Below are 24,437 nucleotides of genomic sequence, written 5' to 3' on the forward strand. Positions count from 1 at the left end.
GTCTTGTAATTTGAGCAGTTTACTACTGAACAATTTTGAGAGGGAATCCGAGTATTCATTCTCCCTGATATAGACTTATATGATTTCAAACTGAATACATAATTGAGTAATGCCGAATGACCAATCACTAGAGTTACTTTCACTTCCCTCCCAAGCGCTAACACGCTTATCTCAATCTGCAGTCCAGGATACAATCCAGTATTTTGAACCAGACCTTATCACGATTCCTGGTCCACGAGACGCAGCAGCTTACGCACAAGTGCGTGATGCTGCTCCAGATGTTTTTGTGATTCACCCACAACTCGGTCGCAGCGGCGAACACATCACTCATTACAGATACAGCACAGACACCGGAGTTCGTGAAGCATCGAACACCACTTCAGAACCCGGGATGATCGATGTACTTGCAGTCCAGAATCTCGATATCCTGACTCGTCTCCAATCAGAACTCGAAACCAACACCCGGGACACAGGAAGTAGAGCCGCGACATTCCTCATTCTCCCTCAACTCTCTATCGAATGGAACACGACTAGCCTCTCAACAACACTTCCAGAACAAGATCAACTTACAGCAATCAGTAACTGTCTTCCAGAACCAGTCACTGTTCTCGCTGGAGAACAACCAGCAGAGTACAACCATGAGTGGACAGTACAGTCTACTCAGTCCTCAGACACATTACTGATTGTTGGATTAGGTGCACACAATCAAGGCAGTGCTACGGTTGCACAATACAGTTGTACAAGCCGTGGAACAGTCGCTGCAGAAGCTGTTGATGCTTCCAAATTCGGATTAAAAGCCTTGCATGGAGTGGGGGCGTCCACAGCACAACGATTGCAGCAAAAAGAATGTCGCACAACACAGGATGTTCGAAACCTATCTATCACAGAACTTGCTGAACTCCCCGGGATAGGCCCCACACGAGCTGAGAAAATACACGGTCACGCCGACGTCATCGAATCAGGAGAACCACTCGTCCTCACGAACAAAACACCCATTAAAACACGCGGGAACCAGCCACCAGTCTGTTTAGATATCGAGACCGATGGACTCTCACCGACGATCATCTGGCAATTCGGTGTTTACGATCCAGCCTCGGACACCCACCAAGCATTCATCGAGAAACACGACCCAAAGAACCCAGAAACCGTGCTTGAAGCGTTCATCACCTGGTTCATAGCAAATCACGGAAACAGAACCGTGCTTACATGGAACGGGTACGGATTCGATTACCCGCAAATCAAGCAATTCCTAACTCAATACTGTCCAGAGTACCTTGATGCGTGGGATGACGTTTGGACGTATGATTTGTATAAATGGGCGGTTCGAGATGGGAACGCATTGCTGCCCGGTCGAACGAACAAACTCGATCATGTCGCTCGTGCACTCGGGTACGAGGCTGCAGGGACTGGGTTAACCGGCGCGAAAACAGCCGCCGTGTATCAAGAATTCATGCGTAATCCAGACGATCCCGAACGGGAACCCGACTGGGAGCGACACAAGCAATACTGTAAAGACGATTGTCAAGCCTTGTGGCACGTTTACCAAGCTATCACAGACGCGAAGCGACGTGACATGACCGACAGCGGCACCGGTGGTGTCAATGGGCAACAAGCTGGACTCACGGACTTCTAATCATGAGCGAACACAACACACCCGACACAGGATCTCAAATCGGCATGACTGGTGACACTCTCCTCGACACGTTTCCACGAACCAGTCTCACATCTGAGTCCGATTTTATAGAAACAATACAAATCCCGGAAAAACCAGCCGAAACGGTCCCTGCAGGCGATATTCTACGCCCAGAACTCGCCGAACCATACCCATTCGACTTGTTCAGTCACCAAGCAGCAGCACTCAACGCGCTCGAAGACAACGACAACGTCACCATCGCAACATCGACTTCCAGCGGTAAAACCCATATTTACGGCTTGCAAATCGCTCGGAATCTGCTTGATGCAGGCGTTCTCAACGCTGACGGAACCAGAGCAACAGAACGAAACGATGCATCAACCGCGCTGTGTGTCTACCCAATGAAGGCGCTGACGAAAGACCAACACGAATCACTCACCGACCTATACGACCAACTTGGATTAGACATTCGTGTCGAAACCTACGACGGTGACACAACCGGCGACCGTCGAGCAATCAGGAACGAAGCAGACGTTATTCTCACAAACTTCGCAGCCCTAAACGTATATCTCGAACACCACGACAAGTGGAGCCGGTTCTACAGTGCCCTCGACCTCGTCGCCATCGACGAATCACACACCTACACCGGTATCGAAGGCATGCACGTCGCATGGATTCTTCGACGCATGAAACGCGTCGCCACCTACTGGGGCGGCAACCCACAGTACACCCTTACCTCCGCCACAATCGGGAACCCGCACGCTCACTCCTTAGAACTGCTTAACGAACCCGTCACAGTCATTGACGACGATGGGTCACCACACGGCCCACGAGACATCGTCCTCTGGAACCCACCACCCAGAGACAAAACCCGAGACGCAACACCAGACGACGCACCATTCACGACTACAGATCAAGACAGTGAAACCGACGAATCTGACACCGAATTCGTTGCCGAACGTGTCCCAGCAAGCGTCGAAGCCCCGAAAGTATTCAACCATCTTACCTCCAGTGAGATTCGCACCCTCCTGTTTTGCCCAAGCCGAAAACTCACCGAGCTAAGTATTCAACGAGCAGACGATCACCGGAAACACAATACTCGTGAGTACGATCTCACCAGCAAACCACAACGAGAAGCCTACAACGCCGGGCTCGGCCGCCGAACCCGACACTCCCGAGAACACCAATTCAAAACAGACGTTCTCACCGGACTCGCAACCACGTCAGCACTCGAACTCGGGATCGATATCGGCGATTTAGACGCCACCGTTCTCATGGGATATCCAGGACAACGACAATCATTCTGGCAGCGAATCGGTCGCGCAGGCCGTGAAGCCAGTCACAGTCTCTCCGTACTCGTTGGTGACCATCGCACCCTCGACCAGTACATCATCAACCACCCCGAATACTTACTCGAAAACGACGTCGAAGACGCCGTCGTCGACACGTCAAACAACTCCGTGTTCGCCACACACGTCCTGTGTGCAAGCGACGAAATCGCGCTTACAGAAGATGACTTAGACACGTTCGCCGAAACAGACCGTCTCCGAGCTGCCGTCCAAATGTGGCGCGAAGCAGGCTACATCGACGGCTACCTTGATGCCGCAGCCCACTACTGTGGTCCAAGCCGACCACAAACCCAAGTGAACCTGTACGGAAACAACGATACAGACTATCGGCTCGAATTAGCACCTGATGTCGACCGCGACCATTGGGGACTCCCAGACGACCTTGACTTAGAACCCGTCGAACAAAACCGTGCCTACCGAGACTACCACGAAGGCGCAGTCAGACTCCAAAACGGCCAACAGTTCGAAGTCGTGAACGTCGACGAAGAACGACCCCAACCCGTTATCCAACTCAAACCAGTCGATCACGACTACTACACTCGAACCCAAAACAAAGTCAACGTATTAGATGCCGACTCCGAGGAAACACGGGACATCAACGGGTTCACGCTTCACTTCGGTCGAGGAACAGTACTCGTCCACTACCACTCCTACGACCAAATGTACATCAGCAATAGTGAACCGAAACAACAGATGCTCGCCACCGAAACACCACCGATCCTCATGGACACTCAACTCTGCTGGGTCGAAGTCCCCGACGACGTCGAAACCGCACTCGTGCGAAAATACCAACACTACGGACTCGAAACCGGCGTCGACCCTGACGAAACCGGGATGGCTCACCTCGGGTACGTTGCCGGGCTGCACGCCGCAGAACACGCAACCATACAAACCGCGCCACTCGAACTCAGAGTCGACAAAAACGACCTTGGTGGCCTCGCCACACTCGTCATGGACACTCACTACACCCACAACGAGTATGACGAAATCACGGACTCAATCAGTGAATCATTCGAAGCCGCAAAACACGCTCTCGAACAACGCACTCAAGAATTAGGCGGACAAACCCGGTCTGGCTGGTTCATCTACGACGGCGTCGAAGGCGGACTCGGCTTCGCACGCGCCATCTACGACAACTTCGAAGCCCTCTGCGAACGCGCCCGTGACCAACTCGAAAACTGTCAGTGCGGGCAACCAAACGGCTGTCCAGCCTGCACCTTCGACGAAAACTGCGGCAACGACAACAAACCACTCCTCCGCCAATCAGCAGTCGACGTCCTGGATCAGCTCCTTGGTGATGCTGACCGCGAGGACCTCTCAGAGCACCTTCCAGACGATGACTACGGCGGCAACCGTCGCCCCGTCGTTTTCTACTCGTGAATCAGCGGCACACGTTCGACACATCACTTCGATACGCTTGGTGGTTACTCTATGACAACACGTGCGTACCGTCCAACAAACAGGATGGTCGACACCAGAGACCGGGCACGTCGAATTATGACGAGCCAAGCGTGATTCTATCCCAGCCCGAATAATATATGCGACACTAGAAAACATATATTACTTAGAGGAGTGAACCAGTATCAATGACCGATATCAATGATCGTGTAGTCGATGAGTGGACCGACGCAACAACAGCCAGAGAACGAGTCAAAGAGATACTTGAAGAGACCACTACCTCCTCGAAAGTCAGCACCATTGGAGACCAGGCTCGTGTGAGCGAACCAACCACCCGAAAGTACCTCAACGAACTCGTCGAAGAGGGAATTGGTGTTACCGAACAGGACGGTCGCACAACCCTGTATAAACGCAATCAGGGTCGGCTCGTCGACAAACGGATCGAAGAACTCCGGACGACGTGTTCACATCAAGAACTCGTCGAGGCCATCCAAGAGATGAAAGAATCAATCCAGGAGTTCCGTGAAACCTACGATGTCGAGAGTCCCGAAGATCTCGTAATCGAACTCGAACCCGGCGACGAAGGATGGAGTGACGTTGGACAGTGGCAGTCGACACGTCGAAATCTTGCGATTGCGAAGGCCGCCATCCAAGTGGACGAAGCATACCGATTGGCCGAAGCCGACGTGTGACTGACGACTGGGACCGAATCGACACAGGTACTCCCGATCCGCACTTGATGATGCGGGTCCGGACGGTCGCTGAGAACTACGAACCACTTGTGGCTACCACAGAGTTCGATGATCCACTCAATCCAGACGTAGTTCATCTCCATCTTACTGACGGTATCAACGCCAGTTCTGGCCGATTTGACGTAACGTGGACCACCAAGAGATACTATCGATACCACTACACAGAGGGAGATTCGTTCAATTACCGATACGACTGCCATCCTCGAATCGAACTACCAGATACTCACTTCCACGAACCCCCGCATGCAGCTCACGATGATGCTGTTCCGTCCTGTATCGAGGTTCAACCCGTTCGGCTTGTGACGCTTGCTGTCCTCCAACTGTGGCGGGATACAGCTGAAACTGGTGACCTTCGGCTTCTTCAACAACCGAACCCACCGTAGCGAGTTCAAGATCTCTCTGTCGGTCACTGTTTGTCCTTGACGCTCGGATGAGGTTCCCCGGTGTGTGTTCACGGTGTTTTCGCTATGCTTCCTTGTCCTCCTCGCCGAATTGCTTGTTGAACAGCGCAGTCGCCCGCTCGTAGCCACCATATCCTTCGAGACGTTCCTCGTCGTTGGTTACTGCCCAGTACGTCGCCTTATGTTCCTCGAGGTCTCGGTTCTTCAATCGTCTTACCTACCATAGCCCGACATAATGAAGGTGAATTGAAAATTGTATGTGTATAATGAAATGTCTCTACTAGTGTAGTTATGACGAGTTACTTGCCTCCTCTTTCAGTCACAGAAAGGTACAACGCATAATTGCCAGTATACCGCTTCGTATCCCGTATTTTTGTTCGCTGAAGGTTCAACTCAACCCGTGTCTCATCATTTTCAAGATCAAGAATCGGTTTGAGAAGACCTGCAATGGTCTCAATGAACTGCGCATCACCGGTAACACGAATATTCGAAATGTCTGTTTCGAAAGTACCTCCCTCGAACCCAGCCGGTTTCGGGAGCATCGACCGCTTCAATTCTGACGAGTTCGGTCTCTCACAGTTTCGAAGCCACTTCACAGCATTCTTCTTCCGAATAGCACCGCTTTTCGTCGATGGGAGTTTCTCAAGCTCAGTTCCAACGGTCTCTGCCTGACGAGAAAGAATTGGTGCACCACCTGTCGGGTTACAATCTGTACACTGCTCACCATCTTCACCAGGTACTACAAGAACACCACACTCCTCACAAAAATTCATATATCTACTACATATTCTAAACAGGTAATAAAACTATCAGTGCAACCACGATTCAACAATACACAGCTAATCAACTACATTCCGAACCAGCGTGTCTATATCGACCGTATCAGTCTCGATTGGGACAGTGTTATCAGGCTGACTAGTCGTTATACTAACGTATGGATACGCACATCACCTTCGTGCTTGACTCTTCAGGGTCGATGGATGCAATCGCTGACGACACCAGAGGCGGATTCAATACATTTCTCAAAGATCAGCGCGACCAAGAAGGGACAGCGACGGTCACGTTGTACGATTTCAACACCACCGTCGACCAGATTTACGAAACATATCCCGTTGCCGACGCTCCAGAGCTCACCGCTGAGAACTACAAGCCTCGCGGGCGGACAGCATTGCACGACGCCATCGCTCGGGCCGTCGACGAAACCGCCGAAGACATTACGGCCGTTGACCCGGCTGAACAACCTGAAAACGTAATCATCGTTGTGCTGACCGATGGGAAGGAAAACGCTTCTGAGACACCCAAAGATGCTGTGCGAGGCCGCATAGAGACCCGACAGGAAGCCGACGGATGGGAGTTTCTCTTCATCGGTGCAAACCAAGATGCAGTGCTGACCGCCGAAGGAATGGGTATTGAACAGGACCGCTCGTTAACAATGGCTCACGACGGCGAGGGAACCAGAGACGCCTACAAATCAACATCCGAAAGCATCAGTGAGGCCCGTACAGAAGGCTCTATGAGCGGGTATGACGACGAAGACCGCCAGCGTCAGGAACGTAGTGATACCTAACGCTCACAACTAACTCGCTGAACCGAGATCTAATTTTCCGATCTGAATCCCATTTCAATGAGTATCGTAATTATGTTGACTCCGACTCGTCATTCGAAGATACGTACCAGGCAATGGCTGCCTCGACGACTGGTTCGTAGCTATCGAAGACATAGTCCTCATTAGCTATTATCGAATCAAGATATCGACAATGACTCTCCAAGACGTCAATTTCTTTAGTGATTGCATCGTCGCTCGAAATCACAGCCGCAATCCCTTCGGCAGCAAGCGCTGAAAGAGACTCAACCTCATCATCAGCGACAGCCGTAAGCGCACGCTCGGCTGCCGGACTCCCCTGAAACCCAATCGTGAACTGTTCGCGTGCAGTACCAGCGGCCTCTCCAGCCAAGAGGGCAGCAACGTACTCGCTGACAGCCGCTGTGATCACCTGCGTGATCGTTTCAACTTCCGAATCGGCCGCAACAGCCTGGTCAGCTAACGCGACAGCAGCCGGATTAAGCTGAAGCGTTTCCGTCGCTTGCGAGATAGCTTCCTCAGGTTCACTCACAGTCGATTCACCGGTGTCTGCATCGTTTGCTTCTGGCTGTTGAGATTGGTCGTGATCTTCATCTGTAGTATCGTTTGTAGTGGTCGCATCCTGGTCCTCTGATTCATCATCAGTATGTTCAACATCGGTTGTCGTGGTGGACGTCCCAGCAGATGACTCTCCCTCGTCTAATGAGTCGTCGACGTCTACCTCCGTGGTACTTTCTTCGCTCTCTTTTTGATCCGTGGATGATGTTGCCGTATCGGTTGGTGATTTGGATTCTGTCGAAGTAGTCTCTGTATCCTGTGCTTTCTCAACGGCTTGCTTTTGTGCAGCGACAGCTTCCAAGATCTCAGCTTCAGTCAGGCTGCCGTCATCAAGTGCAGCCTGCAGTTGCGGATCAATTTCATCGAACTCACCAGGACCAGTTGTACGTATTAACCCGTGTGAAGGAGTGTCCGATGCGTCAGCGTCGTCTGAATTCGTATTACTCGTCGGCATTGTTAGTGTAGTGGAAGTGGTTGATTCATCAACGGAGGCACTGCTACCTGTGGTCGGAACGTCAGCATCTACGCTAGCTTCGTGAGTCTGGTGAAACATCGAAGCTAACCGATCTGTATTGAGTCCCTCTGCAGCGAGATCCGGAGTGGTATGGCGATCAAGTGACGGCACAGAAAACGACAACATGAGTTCGGACCCAGCGAACTGCTGGAGATTACGACCACTATCACGAGGAACAGTACCGCCACCCATCCACGGCGGGAGACGCCACTGTGAACCGTCGTAGAGAAGGTTTTCATCAGTATCTCCCGATCCCCATACGACACCAGATAAATCATTGAACTCCTCTTTTGCGCCGTGATGCCTGTGTGTAATCACCGTCTCCGTCGGCTCAATCGCCTCATGCACCTCAACAAGTGTTTCGCGCGTCGGGTGATTCGAGAGCGTATGCGTATGAATCGTACACTGACCGTCTGTCAGCGGTGTTTTCCCCGACCCGATGAGTTGGACGACACACGCATTCGGATCCTCTTGGAGCACGCCGAAAAGCCGCCCACTACTCTGTTCACGGGGGATATCTGGTCCAGCAATCGTAATCACGCCGGCTTCTAAACACTCGTCCGTATGACTGAACTCTGGAATTGACGTTACGTGGTCGCACTCGTAGTCTAATTCGTCATAGAGTTTTGCTACCTGGCCAACGACACGAATCGGAACGTGTCGATTATACTCGGCAGCAATCGCTGTGAGCAGGTACGCAATCTGTGGGCCAACAAGCCCACTCGCAGTTACAAGCGTCCGAGAGCCACCATGAGCGTGGGAGATAGCTGTCCCCAACGCCTCTGTGATGGCTGATTCGAACTCGTTGTTCGTCGCACCCGTCAAAAAGAGCACGTCTACGTCGACGAACCCATCTGAGTCAAACCCAGGGAATCCCCCAGCTTGACGAACAGTAAAATCACCCGTCGCTAATATGTGGTGCGTGTCATCGTCATCCGTCACTCGGAACAAGAACCCGACTGCTCCCGGAACATGACCTGCTGGCACTGGATGAACTTCGATGCCGGGGCCAATGGTTGTCCAGCCATCTATCGGCGCTATTGCAGATGTGACAGCCTCGGAGGCAGTGATATCGTATTTGCTGGTGGCAACATCAAACACATCTCCCAAGATGGTCGCTGTGGCGGGAGACGTGAATATCGGGACGTCACCACGATGTGCCGCGGTTAATTCCGCATAGTGGTCGACGTGTGCATGAGTGAGACAAATCGCTACCAATCTATCACTCGGACTCAGCAACGAATCAAGATCGACACCGTCACCAGCATCAACGAGAATACATGCAGTCTCCGTGCTATCGGTCCCAAATCGAAGGAGAAATGACTCATTACCGCTGTTTGGATTGGCATGATTAAACGAGAGACGCACGTATAACCAAAACGATAGTAAGCATCATATAATTTCGGTTGATAGTTACTGTATCACCTGAAATGTCTAACTGATTTCCCGCTAAATCCGCACAGTAACTCAGAAGAATAGACAAACTCTGTCTACACTATCTAATACAGAGAATCATCGTCCTGACGGACCCACTCTTGTTCCTCTGTGAAGTGACGTTTCGGCTCATAAGAGTCGAAATCGTTTTCTTTTTTCCAATTTCCAGAATCCCCCTCAATAAGTCCCTCTTTTCTGAGATGTCCAAGGTGTTCAAGTATGATTTCAGAGCCTACCTCAAACATCTCTGCAAGTTCATCCTCGTCAAAGGAATCAACTTCTGAAGTTTCTTCTAATATAGCTACACTCAACGATTTGTATTGTCCCTGATCATCTCTCACACGATATGAGCCGTCACGAAATGAACCCTCAATGTGCCAACGGTCATCTGCCATTAAAACATAATTCTACTCTGATTGAATAAATTAATCGTCTACCTTGACTGTCCTAGTTTCATTTTAAACAAAATACAGAACACCTTCTTTCAAGTTCTTATCTGAGAATACCTAGTCTATGAGTAAATTTGCAACAATTATCCCAGTATCGTCAGACTCCACAACGCTTCTGGAAAGCTGAACACCCTTCCTCTACACACATACCACATAATGTCCTCCAGAATCAATCCGTGAGCCACACACTTACAACTCTTTTTGATCGTATCACCTGCCAAATTCAACTAAATTAACTTATGCTTTGTGTACGCATCTGACAAACATTTAAGCGACACTATGTATTATTTAGATATCTAAGATCGATTCATGAATAATCTATTGACACAGGCAGTAACACAGTTTCAACCCTCGGATTTTCAACTTGCAACATTCTCTCAACAAAAGTTATTAAAAACAAATGATTGGGAGACAGAACATGGCGTAGACATAACTTGGCTGAAATCAAACGCAATGTCTGCCGAGTTGCTTGTTGGAGGCGTACTTCATATCCCCCTACACGAACCAAATAGTGCAGAATTAACTGGAGAATATATTGAATTCAAAGACACAAAGTTTGGAGAATACTTCATATATGATGATCCATCAAGAGGTCGCTCTCGTTTATCGGTGAACAGCTTCTCAAACACAGCTATTGCAAGCCAAGTTCGGTATTGGACAAATGATTACCAACCACAGTCTGCTCCATCATATGCAACCTCTGCCGATACCACAGCCGAACACCAGAACAAACTGGAAGCCAACGCAATCAGTTCAATGTCTGATTCTGAATCAAAAAAATGGTTCTCAGAACTCACCAACTTTGTAAATTCTCTAGAATCAGATACTCGTGAAGAGAACAGAAACTCGTATCTTAACAGTTCATTTCGTTCTCACGCTCGCAACCACGGTGGCATTCAACAACTGCTACCCATGGGAACCACCTCAACAAGTACACACGAAAGAGTATACAAATTCGTTGTGCCTGCAGAAGAGGAAGACAACCCACGCCCTCTCGACTTGATCGGCGACTACGGTCTCTTCCCAAAAAGTGAAGTACTGGTCGACCTCCATAATGGGTCAGACGATCAACGAGAAGGGTCTGAATATGCCAAATTCCCGATCAAAGCGGAACTTGCATTCTGGAGTGAGAATGAAAGAAGTATTGGCATAAGTGTCTCTCAAAAACACTCCAAACGATTCCTTGATCGCGCCCTCACAGACGATACTGAACTGTATCAAATCGTTGGATTACTTAACCGAGTTCCATATAAACGTGAACGAGACGCAATAGAGCAAATCCAATCTAACTCTGAAAAACGACGTGTACTGACCGGGAACAAACGGCTTACATTTAGACCGGACTTCGCTATCGCAACCCGTGATATCCAACCAGATCCAACTGACGAGGATCCCAACCCGGATCCAGTTCGTTTCTACGATACAACTAGTGACACCCCGCTGGTCGGCGGTGTGAAATTAAACGAATATCAAGCAGAGGCGGCCGAACTCTGTCTTCGATCTAAAGAAGTCTACTGTATCCATGGCCCACCTGGAACAGGCAAAACGCGTACACTGAACGCAATCGCCCGACAAGTGATTGCAGAGGGTGGAACAGTCCTTATGAGCGCCCACAGCAATCAGGCAGTCGACAACTTATTAGTTGGAGACTCAGCACCCAACACCCCCGACGAAGGGAGTCTTCACGCACTCTCTCAAGACCCGAACGAAACGTTAGACATCTCCATCTCACGAGTCGGTACGAATTCATCCGACAAGGTCGTGCAAAAACACTATATTGGTGAGAGTACCTCCAGTGCAAATATCGTAGGAGCCACTACAAGCGCTGCTGATATGTTCGATGCAGGTACCTTCGATCTCGCCATCGTAGACGAAGCCACCCAAGCGAGTATTCCAGCGACACTCGTTCCGTACACTTGCGCTGATAAACTCATCCTTGCCGGAGACCACAAACAGCTCCCCCCGTACAAGAGTACAGAAGCAGAAGAGCGTCCAATATATGTTTCACTGTTTGAGCATATGATTGAAACATACGACACAGGTATCCAGACGATGCTTCAACGACAGTACCGTATGAACGAACAAATCGCCGAGTTCCCATCCCAAGCGTTCTACAACAGTTCACTCGAAACCGCAGACCGAAATACAAACTGGACTGTGCCAGGTGAACCCCCGCTAATCGGTATTAACATTGATGGGCCGGAATCCAGCAGTGGTACAAGTAAAAAGAATGAACGTGAAGCTCGTGTAGTTACGAAGCGTGTCAAAGCCTTAGCGGAAAAAAGTGTGCGGATGAGTGATATCGGGATCATCACTCCTTACTCGGCGCAGATACCTACAATTAAGCAACACTTACATAATCACGTTGAGGAACGAACGAATCGCATCACCATTGACACCATTGATGCGTTCCAAGGAAGTGAACGTGAAGCCATTATTATTTCATTCGTCCGCTCCAACGATACCGGCGAATCAGGTTTCTTAACACTTCCAGATGAAGGGCCACGTCGACTAAACGTCGCGTTGACACGAGCAAAAAAGCACTTATCTATAATCGCTGATTTCGAAACACTCTCACAAACACCCAACTATCGCAGCGAACAAGAAACCAGTAGCCAAGTCTATGCAGAACTGGCCGAGTTCCTACGAAATCAAGAAGTAATGCTTGAACCAGGGATGAAATTAGAGTAAACAATTACTGTCCCGCATCACATCCTTTCGTGCGGATGCTAAATCGTATATATGATGTGTATGTGTGTTAGCTTGTGTCAATAAATCCTAATTGGAGTGAAAAAATCGATGAGCGGGGAATGCCAATTGATCCGCTTAATGCAAGCAAACGCTTCAACACAAGATTCTCACCGGTGTCGTTATCGTTTGTCCGATATTGTTGCAGCAACTCACTCTCTGTTTCGAATGATAGATCCCACTTCGCGGAGAACACACACCTATAGGCACTCTATTGCGATTTTCCACGTTTCTACACAAGAGCGTATAACACTCTTATGTAGAACTGTGGAATCCTCTCATAACAAAGCAATCAATGAGGATAGTCGTAGTTGGGCTCTCGTGTGACTCACGAGATGTTTATAATCTATACCCCTTAGATTCAGTAAACTTTGAAGCCACCAGTAAAGTCAACAGTAGACCGAGATTACTCTTTTATAGACCAACCCATTTCAGATGCAGATATGTCGTGCTCCTTGAGGAATCTCTTCTGCCGCGTCACCGGCCAAGAATCTCCGTACCTCTTCGCATATTCCATTCGCTTACTATCATTCTCAGTCTCCTGTTTTGACTTGCCAGCCAAACCATTTGTATCAGATACCTCAGAATCTCTGTTCTGACGAGGATTCTTATTAGACTCACCCTTCTGTGTTGACCGATGATTCGATTTGTCGGTTCCCACGTACTGATTTGATTCAGCTTCAGAGAGCGTATTATCAGCATCTGGATCAAACGTTGGACCGCCACCCATCCTGTCATGATGGGTGCCTTGACTATCTCCGAACGTCCCTGGAGAAGAATCACCGACATCATGCGCCTTGTCTTTCCGGCGGCGGTTGTACCGTGTCATCAATAAATAGAATACTTCTTAGCTACTTAACACTAAGTAATAAAATATTGGCATTAATTTGGAGTAGAGTTAATGAGCCAATTGTATTTTGCTCCTTAGTATTTCACCGGAAATCACACTATGGAAAAAATCCCCCACTAGAGAGATCGGAGGCTCTCTGGTCAGTCTGACGACGAACTCGCCGGCGACTGCAGATCTAACTCCTGTTGGTCTGAAGTATGTGGGATAGAGATGTACTGATTTTCCCATTCACGTCGACGCACAAGCAATTGTTCGCCACTCGATGTCAGCTCGTAGTAGTTGGTGCGCTGGTCTTGGCTGCCTTTCTTGACGAGTTCGTAGTCGACTAACGTGTCTAAGTTTGGGTAGAGTCGACCGTGATTGACGTTGTCGATGTGAGTTTCGAGTTGCTGTTGGACAGTCTGGCCGGAGGGCTGATCTAATCCGGCGATGACGTACAGGAGGTCACGCTGGAAGCCAGTCAGTTCGAAAGATTCTGTGAGGACCATTCCAATTGAGAATATATCGTCCACCCAATTAGTTTGTTTGGGTGGCACAGACAATGATGGATAGTTCCCACCCACAGATTCACATAATCGAGATATTGGCCAGGACCTCAATCATCCACAATCCGTTTGAGCGTCATCGGTTCACCATCTGGGCCCTCTAATTTACAAGTCAAATCACAATCCAGCTGGGCGACCATGTTTTCAATTTCAGTCGGTGTTGGAAGTTCATCCGGTGCCAATCCCAACCAGACAGCGACAGTCGACGACGAGAGATCGCTGTACTGAGCAACAATCCCTCCAAATTTGCTCGCATCGGCCCACTGTGAGAAATCTCCCCGGTTTTGAACCCACATCGCAAACAAGTTACCAAGAGACGATGTGCTTTCGTGCCCCCTGTATAGTGAGAGTCGCTCTTCACCATCGACTTCGAGCGCAATTTGCCATTCGTAGCGGGGTGCAGCCACATTGTGTCGCTCCATTAGCACTCCAAACGGATTTTTTATTCTACAAAACAGTACCGTTTTAACAGTATTTATCAAATAGTAAATACTAACGCTAATATACGGGTATCGAGACCTTCAGCTATGCTCCGCCGCATCTTCTTGGCCCGGTTCAGCTTTCTGTCGACAATATTCAGTACGAGTATGACCGATTCCAGAGGTGCACAAAAACGCATTGACGTGGGAGCCTACCAATGCCTCCGTTGTGACACGCTAAACTACGTACATTTCCCAAACGAAACAGTTGCCGAACCCGACCTTTGTCGAGAGTGTGAGAAAGATGGACCGTATCGGATCAACTTTTGCCATTGCCTTTTCAAATAATAATTGAGTTCAGTATTCAGATATTAGCCGTACTCACGGTTAGCCTACGCAAAGTCATACCGTTTCCTATTATCACGCGGTCATTCGTTTCATCATTTTATGTGTCCGCTCAATACTTTGCAGCGTATCGAGGACATCTGCTAATAGTATAACTTCAACTCCGTCTGGAGATTGCTTGACGGAATTACGCGAAAAATAGAATGCCCGTGTCTGATCGCCTGCTTCTGATTTAAGATCATCTAATGCTGATTCGGAGATCGTCTTTGTGTTTTTCACTTCACCGAAAACACGGTCCTCTCCTATACCCCCGATCAGATCGAAGTTTTGATTGACGCCTCCGGAACCTCCTGGTTGGATTAGTGGATAATACTCATACTCTTCTCGAAGGTATTCCTCACATAATCGTTCTGTTTGATCCGGAGAATAAGATGTCGGTTCATTAATAGGGAATTGTTCGTCATTAAGTAATGAGCGTACCTGTTCCTCCACAGCCCCCCAGTGAGTGAACGTTGTATAGGGAGGCTCGTATGCGCTCAGAAGATACTCGCCAGCATCCAGTTGGCGAATAGATTCCTCTAACTGAATACCTTTGTAAATGTAACTGATTTCTTCGTCGTTTTCAAGTTGTTTTTTCGCTTTGACGGGATCTGTGTATCTTTTTGAACGTGTCCCGTCCTCTTCAACGCCGATAATAAATGGTTCTGTCTCAGGGGGAACAACTCCTAGAATTCTCCCGCGGTCATAGTTGTCGTTGCTAGCATTCAGTTGAATGAGACATATTGCACCAGATTCTGCAGCATTGGCCATCTCTTCAATATCGGTCTCTCCGTCATCATAATTGTCATCAGAGAAACTTGCTATATCATCGTAATGACAAAGGATATATCCGTCCTTATAAAACTCAGTGAGTGTGTCATCGGATGGGCTATCAGGTGCAAGACGGTGAAAGAACACTTTCAGATTGGATTCTCTGTCCACATCAAGATTTCATACGCCAGCTACTTATTATTCACCTTGATTGATATACTGTTTCGGGGTTAAAACTGAATAGGATATGTTTGCTCTTGGGTACAATATTGTTGGTGGAGAGATTTCTTGCGATTTTACGCTCCGTCGTCTCAGTGATCTGCTCTCTCAGAACGGTGGCGAGACGGGTGAATAACAGATATGTACCTCGTGGCAGGCTTCGTCGACACCCGGATATCCCTTTATTCGGCAGGCCATCAGTACAACCCAGAATTCAGCTTAAGATACTGGGTCACGATACAATTTGAACCAACAATTGCTGCAGCTTATCCTCCAGTTCAGATGCTTGCAGGATCTTGATTTCGCTCCCAGATTGCCCATCCAAATCCACCGTCTCGTCTTGCAAATCCTGGACGACGAGCAACCCATTCGCTCCATCCCCAAAGTACGACCCATCTGAGCCACTATCAAACACAAATTCGTCATCAACACGAAGGAACGCCAAGTACTCCAAGGTCTCCTTGATCCCTTGACGAATCGTATCCGTCCGTGAACTGTTCTTCACTTCCGTAATGAAATACTCCCGCCCATCGCTCTCTGCGGAGTTCACCTCCAGGACAATAAGATCCGGACGCCCAGTGTGATTCGTGAACTTCTGGTCAGTGAAATATTGATTCGCCACACTCCGAGCAGTCGTCTGTACCTTCTCCGTTCGAGACAAATCATCCGATTCCTCGTCCGGGTACGCCAAGAATGACAAGTCACGATCTGCCGCTGAGCTATCGTGATACAGCACGACCTCTGTGTCGCCCTCTATCCGTGCAACCTCTTGTCGACCGGATCGAATAGTGCTGAACGTGGCACGCTCCTCTGAGAGGTCTTCGAGCGTCGCCACAAATCGGAACAAGACAAACAACTCGAAGAGCGTATCCTCATCATCCGGCGTGATCGCTGTCGTATCCAGTAACCGCCGTAACTCTTCGGGATCCCCGTTGTGAAGCCGTCGACGAATCTGGAGTATCGACGCCGCATCACGATACAGGGCCTGCCGTGATTCGGCCGCAGCCGTCAGCATCCTGTCGGTCGGTTCGTAGGCTTTCGGATCCCGGATCCGCCGGACGTGGACGTTCCGGTCGACGATCCGTGTGAGGTCATCAATGAGCTGTTCGTTCCATGTTGATTCGACCCACTCGTAGTTGTTCTTGAGGTACTCATCAGCCTCGTGGAGGGTGTTGTAAATAACTGCAAGCAGGCGTTTGAGCACGAGATTCTCACTGGTGTCATAATTGCTCGTCCGGTTCTCACACACAAACAGCGACGTGTCACCCGGATTCTCGCTGTACCGTTGTTTGATCGTCGACCCCCAGTTGATTTTGCCGTCGACAGTCCCACGTCTAACCTGCGAGACCGACCGTGTGTCTGTTCGTATGTTTCGGAGACGCTTGGGGAGTTGCTCAACGAAACTCACGACCTCCGGTAACAAGACAAAATGTAGGTCTAAGAGTAACTCATACTCTTCAAACCGATTATCGAGCTGTTGAGGCTTCAGCGAACGAGCCAGCTCCTCTTCCGGGAATGCCCCATGCATCACGTACGCTAGGATATCGTCAGTGACGTGATCAAGGAGTTCTTGTCTATTCATTTTCCGAGATGGTTACCTGCAGCATGTCACGCGCGGCATCGTCGAGCAGTGTCTCATCAATGGGCTGAACACGAGCGATCTCGCGGAGAATATCTTCTCGCTTCCGGACCCCCTCCAGTTGTGGGCAAATGAAGCTGATCACCGCTTGTGTGAGTCGTATCGATGCTGAGGCTGTCCTGTGAGCCTCCATAGCTGCCAAAATATCTCTGACGACCGCTGGGCCAACTGAACGATCCTCGACCGCTGAATTGGTCGCCCGCCATACCTTGCCGACGGACAGCAATTCTGCGTCCTCGATGTTAATGTTCCATCGACCCGCATACTCTCGCATCATTCCTTGGAGAGCAGCAGAATCGGTGGGTAGCGTCGGCGCAGGCACTCGGATGAACGCGAACCGTCGCATGAACGCATAACTCATCTCATACAGTGACGTCTTGTCGTAGGTGTTCAGCGTTGCAAACAACCGCCAGGACGCCGGGATCACATACTGGTGGGGGGCTGGGGCGTTCAGTGATTGTTCTGCTGGCGCGAGCGAAATTTCGACGTCGTCGCGCGTATACGGGAGTTGGACTGGTTGTCCCGACAGCACCGTGAACAGTTGCCCGAATGCTTTGTCGATATCAGCACGGTTGAGTTCGTCAATCACCAGCGGCTCGTTGAGTTGGGTCGCGTCCTGTCGCTGTTTCAGTCGGTTTAGGATCAACCCAGGCGAGAATTCGAGAGCGTTGTCGGTGCTGCTGTCCCCGTCCGGCATATAGCCGCCGACGGTATCAAACGTCGACCAATCGGCGGTCGCTGTCGTCATTTGAGACCCAGAGAACAGGTAAGGGTACTCCGATTCGAGATACTCACAGACGCGGCGGGCGATCTCTGTCTTCCCGGTCCCTGGTGGGCCTGTCAGAATGAGGTGTTTGCCGGTTTGGAGTGCGACCTGGATCTGTTCGAGGATCTCTTTGCCCTCGCCGTCCGGGAAGTACAACCCATCCAGGATCGAGTCTGGAAGCGACCCCGTGAACGGTTTGTGCAACGCCACCGGTGGCACTTCAGTCACTCGACCCGCAAGGACATCAGTGAGCGCCACGCCTCTAGATTGCTCGGTGCCGGTCCCGAGTGACTCGATAACTCGATGGCGAGGGAACCCTTTCCCACTCACCTCACGGCAAATCTCATCCGCACGGTCAAATGGGACCAAATTCCGGGTTACAGATTGCAACTCTGCAGAGACCTGTGCCGCGGTTTTCTCCACTACTTGTGTCGTCAGATCAACCTCGTTCAACTGGCCCGTCGTGAAGAGACGCTCGAAGACAACCAGTAGCGGGAAGGAATTACCCTTCGGCCCGCCTTCATGCTCATCGTACCACCACGACTCAGTATCGCTTTTTGAGGTAGTCGTCCGAACAATTCCCCCACCGATCAACCCGCTTTCCTGTGCTTCGAGATCTTCCCAACTCGGGTTCGACCGCGAATGAAACAGAATTATATCGCCCTGATTTAGCTTATTCCAGGCTTCTCGCTCGTCTCGTTCGAACGAAAGCGCCGCGTACTCGAAGGTCGTGAGCCAGTAGTCCGGTGGCGCAGTGAACTTGTATACCTCCACATCACTCGTCGAGAGATGATCTACAAGCGGGTGTCCTGGATTCTCTAACCCCGCCCCAGAGGATCCACCTGTATTGTCTGGTGTTTCAATTTCGTACTCTTCTCTCAGCACGAGCTTGATTTTGACTTGATTCGCATTCGACTGCTCACCAGCGTGTTCTTGCAGTTCTCGGAGGAACACGACAAACAACGTCTCACTTGGTGAGAGATGATTGAGCGACCCGGACTGAAGCGTTACAGCTTGAGCTTCAAGCTGCTCTTTGACATCAGCATAGAGTCCTCGGATCTGTGTGAGCTTCGTCGACCGCTCGACCGAAACAACCGAACCCGGCTCCAACCCCCGCAAAGCGTCGGTCCAATCTCGAACAATCGTCTCACCAAGCTGGTCAGCAAGCCAATTCGACTCACCAGGAGCGGTTTTCACCCGCTTCAAGATATCCGACTCAGCAGCTGCTACCGTCTCGTACTCATCAGCGGGTCCAAATCGATGTGAAGGCAGTGACTCAAGCGGAAAATCTAATTCCTCCAACGCAGCAGCCAACTCATCGGAAACGGTGACGAACAGGTCAAGCAGTTCTGGCGGACACTGCGTAAAGTACCCACCTTGGACAAAGCCCCGATTCTGATTATAAAATATCTTACTGTACTCTGCTCGAATCTCTTGTAGAGACTTCTCGAACGTCTCCTCGTCAAGCAGCTCACCACGAACATCGATTGGGGTATCGAACTCCCGGTAGTTCGTCAACAACCGCCGGTACCCTTCTTGTTCTTCTGACCAGTCGAATTCCGGGAGCCCCTCAAAATCCGTTTCAAGTTCAGAACTGATTTGCGAAACACCGACAACTTGCTCAACATCCTGTAAGAGATGAATCACGAAATCACCAACCGACGCTTCCCGCATCGTCGCATACCGATCATACCCCCCACTATCTTGCGACGGAGAGTAAATCGCGTTCCCAAGCCTCAACTCACCCTCTTGCTTATACTGATGACCTTCAACCGATGTCTTCTCGATCCAAACACGTGTTCCCTGTTCGTCTCCCAGCAGACTCTCACCGTACTCCGTCACTGAATATACTCCATCTTGTTTCGTAACGGCACCAAGCGACTCCAGCCACTCCACGTGACGCACCACAACCCCCCACGGCAACCGATGGTCAGGATACTGTGTCTGCATCGCCTCCTGGATCTCATCTTTTGATTTCGGCCCACTTTCGAGAGAATACAGTATCGTTTCAAATCCATCTACGTTCTCGACAAGCGCATCAAAAACAACATCTCGATTCTCAGTTTCAAGATACTCTTCAGCACGAGACGACAGTCGGTACTCTCTATCAGTCCGCTCAAGCATCCCGATAGAACGCTGGAAAGACAAATACTTCTGTATCGTACTGTCGCCTTCTTCATTTAGTTCAGCGTGAAACCACTCTTCGAGTTCGGATTCATTCGGCGTCGCATCAGCAACATACTGTAACAACGAGCGGAGATTAGACAGTCGACTCTCAACCCCACCAAAAAATCGATCCACAGTCATTCGTCGACCGTCTGACCCACCCCCAAACGAGTCATCTGGTGTCGATAAATTGTTCTCCGATGAATCCTTACCAGTTCGTTCTAACTGCCCTTGTTGATCATCTCTCCACGCTGCTTCGACTTTTTCAAGTGCAGGATCAAAGTACTCAGCATGAACCGAACTACTGTCTTCTACGGAATCCTCCCACGTTTCTCGCCCACACTTAGCCTGAATCGTACTAATTACAACCCCCGAATCCTCTGCAATCCGTTTTTGCGCAGTATGACGACGTTCCTTAGTAGATTCATTTGGATCTGTATCTTCAAGAAACACCTGAGTTACAGCCATAATCTGTTTTTCCCGGGAAGGACTATCGTCCCACTTAGCAGGCAAATACTGATCCAGGAGTTCATTGAGGAAAGCATCAGAACGATCCGAATCTTCTACCATTTAAAATAGATTAGATTGTGACATTGTATACTTGTTACGCATCATGTAGATTAACACTGAACACAGTTACTACACCGCTCAAGATCTCTCTCGTTAAATGATTCTCCGAAAACTGTTCAGTTGACCTAGTATACTAACTCCCTCAAAACGAAAAGCGTAAGCAAAGTTGTCATCTATATCCGTGTCCCAACGAACAGGTAGGGCCCAGATCACTATGTTCGGGAACTCGAATCATTTCTTGCTTGCGAGTACCCTGATGCCGATCTCAAAAGATACATCGATATAATCTCTGGGACCACCCAGAGCGGCGGGAAGAGTACCATCCAAAACCACAAAATATAGTGACAACTGATAAGTCACAGTAACAATGAATGATTCAAATAGTGGATTCGATTATATATCGTAGATGAGTAATTATGAAAGAAGCAATACGAGATAACGTCCGGGCCTACTTTGAGCAAGATATAGACGATAATAGAAATATATACTTCAAAAGATACAATTCTTCAAAGGAGTTCAATAAGGACAATATACAAGAGATTATAAGCAAAGTATCTGAAGTAGATATCGAGAAACTCTCGTCAATTGACCAGAGTGGATATGAGATTCGCATCGACCAATCTCCGGTTTTAATTTGGAGACTAGAGAAGTCTAAATGGCTTATTATCTATTCAAGCTCGTTACCTCAGAAGTCTCGAAATGGGATTGATAAATTATCGAGCAAAGTGGGATGGTTGTTAGAGATTTATTTCGATAATACTGTTATAGATTCATTGTATAATGAATTTAGTCCTAATGATGATAGTGTCAATATCAAACGTCGTTGGGATCCTTATTGGCTCTACCAAAATTCCTCAGACGTACCTGATGAGTTTTTAGAGTATTATCAAGATAATATTAAGAAATTTGTAGAGAAAGAAATAGAATTCAATTTGAAAACTCCGAAATGGATGGTAGATGATACATTAAAACAAAGAGTAGATAATGATCTACTTGAAAAATCAGATATATCTAAAACACAATTTACATTCTTATCCCCAAAGGCAAATATTCGACAGGATGGGGGAACGAAAGCAGAACCATCTTCATCTGGAGTAACAGTCCGTCAAGAAGGTCAGATTGTACATAGACAGGGTAATCCTGATGCTACATTCGAAATGGTGGGAATAATGGATGATCAAACAAATCCCCCAGTTCAATTTGAGGAAATATTTAATGAGACAGAATATGAACAATATGAATCCGGGATTATTGACGTTAATAGTTATGGGAAGAATAAAATTCTAAAAGTGGAATTCCCTGAGAAAAAATTCGATAAGGAATCCAGTATTACTTTATCTAATCTGCTTACTGTAGGGCAATCTGACGTTGATCTACATGGAGTAATTAAGGGTAGAGATGGGTTAGAATTCCTGTCTGAAACATACACTGCCTACGATTGCGGAAAGTATGAGATCTTATTTACTGGTGAAGGTGATTCTCCCTGTATTTATATAAAGCCAATATCGGGAACTCCAGAAAGCTTGGAGTATATCTACAAGAAAGTAAGTCAAAAGTTTGACTCTCGAACAGTCGCAAAAATCGTAGATAATATGTCTGATGTGGGGATCTAATAATGTCGTTATCTTCGTATTATGATCTTTCTTGGAATGACTCCCACACACAGTGTCTTAGTAGATTGTATTCTCTGTACTTTGATGAGATCTTCTGGGAAGATCAACTACTAGACATTGGATATAATGGTCACCCAGATCCAACCTATGATCTTGATGCAGGAGTATCTCAACCAGACTTTATAGCATATAATACAGATGGTGATGTGCAGCACATTTCAATTATAGATATAGACGCTACGCCCCCTGAGAATGAAAAAGAGTTAATAGAATCTGAATTATCCCAACTTGAGAAATATGAGGAAATATCAGAAGAAATGATAAATAAGTTTCTTAGTCTTCGAAATAAGTCGCTATCTGTTAATCACCAAGAGACGGTTGCCCTGGTTACGGATAAAACATATAATAATCATAGAGACAAATTTAAATCAGTAGTCCAAGAGTTAGGGATTATTTTATGGTCGATTAAAGAGCAAGATACTCCATTAATCAAGAAGGTTTCCGGAGAACATGCAAGTATAGAGCTAAATCGAATGTTAAATTCAGGGGTTAATGTATTCCCAGATGGCGATGATCTATTATACTTTAGTAGAAATACAGATTCAAGTCTCATCGAATTTGAATTTATACAGAGACTCTTGACCTATTGCTCACGCGAGACAAAAAGGGAATTTACATTCGATGAAGTTGATGAGATCATGATACGTACTCGTCCACCGATGCTTAGACATATTCCTCAGAATGAGAGGATAGAATACTGGAAAGAATATGTCTATCGACTTCTGAACGATCATCAGTTGTTAGAGCAAACAGGTTCAGATAGATATCAATGGAAAAAGAAACGGTTTACATCTGAGCCTCGAGATCGAAAAAGGATCCTGAGTAAAATAAAGGATAAATTGCGGCCTGGTGAAGAATGACTGTCCAATTTGAACTTCCACGGAAGACATTAGATAATATCTTAGATGGGTTAGCTACCGTGATCACTGGAGATAGTGACTCTACACTTGATTTAAATTTTGTCGCAGAGGAATCCGATGTTATCCACATATATGTCAAGAAGTTCAATAATATTCAAATACTACATACAATAAGAGACGGTGGTGAAATTAAAATTAGCGTGGATGAACCACGCAGGTCCGTCTTTAGCTCACAGATTCTTAGGGACGTAGTAAAGAAATCTAAGCAAGAGCGTTTAAAGCTCAAACTTGTGGATGATAATTTTCGCATACAGGTTGGAGATCAATGGTTCACACAACCTCTGGAGATTGAGTTGCCATTATATCATGGGTCAGAATTTCAGGAACGTATTGAAAATGATTCTATGGAGCAGATTGCATCTCTCAACAGAGAACATACTATTGAAGCACTGAGTATGATGTCCGTTATATCTCCAGAATTCGGATGTGAAATCAAAGAAAACAAACTTTGGATTCGAGTGTCGGATACAGTGAACGGTTCTGGTGATGTGATGCAACAGCTTGAGTCTCCACCAGATATTGGAGACTCTACATTTGAATATGAAACAAATCCAGTTCTCTCATACCTAAATACAACGACATCAGACAATATTGATCTATACCTATCTACTGATGGTGCGCTAAAATTAATCACTGAAAGGGGAGATCATTCATCCTCACTTATGCTAGCGCGAAGAATAGTGAACAGGTGAATAAT

The 24,437-nt window shown here is 48.1% G+C and carries 18 protein-coding genes and 1 pseudogene; 9 read left to right on the forward strand and 10 right to left on the reverse strand.

The features are described 5' to 3' along the window. Positions 1 to 109 precede the first annotated feature (109 nt). From NO877_RS08030 to NO877_RS20015, 4 genes are all read left to right on the forward strand, one after another. Entirely contained in the window at positions 110 to 1,633 is a 1,524-nt protein-coding gene (locus tag NO877_RS08030) for a ribonuclease H-like domain-containing protein (RefSeq protein ID WP_256395801.1), read from the forward strand. A 2-nt stretch (positions 1,634 to 1,635) separates the two neighbouring features. Further along, positions 1,636 to 4,362: a DEAD/DEAH box helicase gene (locus tag NO877_RS08035; protein WP_417389886.1), complete on the forward strand. Its 2,727-nt coding sequence runs from the start codon at positions 1,636 to 1,638 to the stop codon at positions 4,360 to 4,362. A 206-nt stretch (positions 4,363 to 4,568) separates the two neighbouring features. Further along, on the forward strand, positions 4,569 to 5,072 hold the full coding sequence (locus NO877_RS08040) for a DUF7342 family protein (RefSeq protein ID WP_256395803.1): 504 nt from the start codon (positions 4,569 to 4,571) through the stop codon (positions 5,070 to 5,072). A gap of 50 nt (positions 5,073 to 5,122) precedes the next feature. Next, positions 5,123 to 5,515 carry a toxin-antitoxin system TumE family protein gene (locus NO877_RS20015; RefSeq protein WP_484494539.1) on the forward strand — a complete coding sequence of 131 codons (393 nt, stop codon included), beginning with the start codon at positions 5,123 to 5,125 and terminating at the stop codon, positions 5,513 to 5,515. Positions 5,516 to 5,597: 82 nt separating this feature from the next. On the opposite strand, the pseudogene NO877_RS08045 reads toward NO877_RS20015, so the two are convergent. Beyond that, positions 5,598 to 5,744 (reverse strand): annotated as a pseudogene (locus tag NO877_RS08045) (MarR family transcriptional regulator); the annotation flags it as partial. An 88-nt stretch (positions 5,745 to 5,832) separates the two neighbouring features. Further along, positions 5,833 to 6,306, reverse strand: coding sequence for a hypothetical protein (locus NO877_RS08050; RefSeq protein ID WP_256395804.1), 474 nt, complete (start codon positions 6,304 to 6,306; stop codon positions 5,833 to 5,835). A gap of 161 nt (positions 6,307 to 6,467) precedes the next feature. Between NO877_RS08050 and NO877_RS08055 the strand changes: the two genes are divergently transcribed. Then, positions 6,468 to 7,100 carry a vWA domain-containing protein gene (locus tag NO877_RS08055; RefSeq protein WP_256395805.1) on the forward strand — a complete coding sequence of 211 codons (633 nt, stop codon included), beginning with the start codon at positions 6,468 to 6,470 and terminating at the stop codon, positions 7,098 to 7,100. 70 nt (positions 7,101 to 7,170) lie between these two features. Here the strand turns inward: NO877_RS08055 and NO877_RS08060 are convergent, their stop codons facing one another. Next, entirely contained in the window at positions 7,171 to 9,555 is a 2,385-nt protein-coding gene (locus NO877_RS08060) for an MBL fold metallo-hydrolase (RefSeq protein ID WP_256395806.1), read from the reverse strand. A 131-nt stretch (positions 9,556 to 9,686) separates the two neighbouring features. After that, positions 9,687 to 10,016, reverse strand: a complete 330-nt coding sequence (locus NO877_RS08065; protein ID WP_256395807.1) for a hypothetical protein — start codon at positions 10,014 to 10,016, stop codon at positions 9,687 to 9,689. Positions 10,017 to 10,379: 363 nt separating this feature from the next. Here NO877_RS08065 and NO877_RS08070 point away from each other — a divergent pair, with 363 nt between their 5' ends. Beyond that, positions 10,380 to 12,761, forward strand: coding sequence for an AAA domain-containing protein (locus NO877_RS08070; protein WP_256395808.1), 2,382 nt, complete (start codon positions 10,380 to 10,382; stop codon positions 12,759 to 12,761). Between the two features lie 463 nt (positions 12,762 to 13,224). Here NO877_RS08070 and NO877_RS08075 read toward each other — a convergent pair whose 3' ends face one another. From NO877_RS08075 to NO877_RS08100, 6 genes are all read right to left on the reverse strand, one after another. Continuing rightward, positions 13,225 to 13,647: a hypothetical protein gene (locus NO877_RS08075; protein ID WP_256395809.1), complete on the reverse strand. Its 423-nt coding sequence runs from the start codon at positions 13,645 to 13,647 to the stop codon at positions 13,225 to 13,227. A gap of 161 nt (positions 13,648 to 13,808) precedes the next feature. Then, the gene (locus tag NO877_RS08080) at positions 13,809 to 14,156 is read right to left on the reverse strand and encodes a PadR family transcriptional regulator (protein ID WP_256395810.1); all 348 of its coding nucleotides are present in this window, start codon (positions 14,154 to 14,156) and stop codon (positions 13,809 to 13,811) included. 107 nt (positions 14,157 to 14,263) lie between these two features. Continuing rightward, positions 14,264 to 14,635: a hypothetical protein gene (locus NO877_RS08085; RefSeq protein WP_256395811.1), complete on the reverse strand. Its 372-nt coding sequence runs from the start codon at positions 14,633 to 14,635 to the stop codon at positions 14,264 to 14,266. Positions 14,636 to 15,052: 417 nt separating this feature from the next. Then, positions 15,053 to 15,958, reverse strand: a complete 906-nt coding sequence (locus NO877_RS08090; protein ID WP_256395812.1) for a hypothetical protein — start codon at positions 15,956 to 15,958, stop codon at positions 15,053 to 15,055. A gap of 280 nt (positions 15,959 to 16,238) precedes the next feature. Then, positions 16,239 to 17,588, reverse strand: coding sequence for a hypothetical protein (locus tag NO877_RS08095; RefSeq protein ID WP_256395813.1), 1,350 nt, complete (start codon positions 17,586 to 17,588; stop codon positions 16,239 to 16,241). Further along, positions 17,581 to 21,147, reverse strand: a complete 3,567-nt coding sequence (locus NO877_RS08100; protein WP_256395814.1) for an AAA family ATPase — start codon at positions 21,145 to 21,147, stop codon at positions 17,581 to 17,583. The genes NO877_RS08095 and NO877_RS08100 overlap by 8 nt, the downstream gene beginning before the upstream one ends. A 416-nt stretch (positions 21,148 to 21,563) precedes the next feature. Here NO877_RS08100 and NO877_RS08105 point away from each other — a divergent pair, with 416 nt between their 5' ends. The 3 genes from NO877_RS08105 to NO877_RS08115 are packed head-to-tail and all read left to right on the forward strand — an operon-like array spanning position 21,564 to position 24,432. Continuing rightward, positions 21,564 to 22,760, forward strand: a complete 1,197-nt coding sequence (locus NO877_RS08105; protein WP_256395815.1) for a hypothetical protein — start codon at positions 21,564 to 21,566, stop codon at positions 22,758 to 22,760. Between the two features lie 2 nt (positions 22,761 to 22,762). After that, positions 22,763 to 23,680, forward strand: a complete 918-nt coding sequence (locus NO877_RS08110; protein ID WP_256395816.1) for a hypothetical protein — start codon at positions 22,763 to 22,765, stop codon at positions 23,678 to 23,680. Further along, positions 23,677 to 24,432 (forward strand): hypothetical protein, encoded by a 756-nt coding sequence (locus NO877_RS08115; protein WP_256395817.1) that lies wholly within the window; start codon positions 23,677 to 23,679, stop codon positions 24,430 to 24,432. The genes NO877_RS08110 and NO877_RS08115 overlap by 4 nt, the downstream gene beginning before the upstream one ends. Positions 24,433 to 24,437 lie beyond the last annotated feature (5 nt).

Source organism: Halohasta litorea (assembly GCF_024494645.1).
Taxonomy (GTDB): Archaea; Halobacteriota; Halobacteria; order Halobacteriales; family Haloferacaceae; genus Halohasta; species Halohasta litorea.

What these genes read in the sequence shown, in the direction of transcription:
- NO877_RS08080 (WP_256395810.1), bottom strand. Translation starts at nt 14,156, where the DNA reads ATGGTCCTCACAGAATCTTTCGAACTGACTGGCTTCCAGCGTGACCTC.
- NO877_RS08085 (WP_256395811.1), bottom strand. Translation starts at nt 14,635, where the DNA reads ATGGAGCGACACAATGTGGCTGCACCCCGCTACGAATGGCAAATTGCG.
- NO877_RS08100 (WP_256395814.1), bottom strand. Translation starts at nt 21,147, where the DNA reads ATGGTAGAAGATTCGGATCGTTCTGATGCTTTCCTCAATGAACTCCTG.
- NO877_RS08065 (WP_256395807.1), bottom strand. Translation starts at nt 10,016, where the DNA reads ATGGCAGATGACCGTTGGCACATTGAGGGTTCATTTCGTGACGGCTCA.
- NO877_RS08070 (WP_256395808.1), top strand. Translation starts at nt 10,380, where the DNA reads ATGAATAATCTATTGACACAGGCAGTAACACAGTTTCAACCCTCGGAT.
- NO877_RS20015 (WP_484494539.1), top strand. Translation starts at nt 5,123, where the DNA reads ATGCGGGTCCGGACGGTCGCTGAGAACTACGAACCACTTGTGGCTACC.
- NO877_RS08095 (WP_256395813.1), bottom strand. Translation starts at nt 17,588, where the DNA reads ATGAATAGACAAGAACTCCTTGATCACGTCACTGACGATATCCTAGCG.
- NO877_RS08110 (WP_256395816.1), top strand. Translation starts at nt 22,763, where the DNA reads ATGTCGTTATCTTCGTATTATGATCTTTCTTGGAATGACTCCCACACA.
- NO877_RS08035 (WP_417389886.1), top strand. Translation starts at nt 1,636, where the DNA reads ATGAGCGAACACAACACACCCGACACAGGATCTCAAATCGGCATGACT.
- NO877_RS08040 (WP_256395803.1), top strand. Translation starts at nt 4,569, where the DNA reads ATGACCGATATCAATGATCGTGTAGTCGATGAGTGGACCGACGCAACA.
- NO877_RS08030 (WP_256395801.1), top strand. Translation starts at nt 110, where the DNA reads ATGCCGAATGACCAATCACTAGAGTTACTTTCACTTCCCTCCCAAGCG.
- NO877_RS08115 (WP_256395817.1), top strand. Translation starts at nt 23,677, where the DNA reads ATGACTGTCCAATTTGAACTTCCACGGAAGACATTAGATAATATCTTA.
- NO877_RS08105 (WP_256395815.1), top strand. Translation starts at nt 21,564, where the DNA reads ATGAAAGAAGCAATACGAGATAACGTCCGGGCCTACTTTGAGCAAGAT.
- NO877_RS08075 (WP_256395809.1), bottom strand. Translation starts at nt 13,647, where the DNA reads ATGACACGGTACAACCGCCGCCGGAAAGACAAGGCGCATGATGTCGGT.
- NO877_RS08055 (WP_256395805.1), top strand. Translation starts at nt 6,468, where the DNA reads ATGGATACGCACATCACCTTCGTGCTTGACTCTTCAGGGTCGATGGAT.
- NO877_RS08050 (WP_256395804.1), bottom strand. Translation starts at nt 6,306, where the DNA reads ATGAATTTTTGTGAGGAGTGTGGTGTTCTTGTAGTACCTGGTGAAGAT.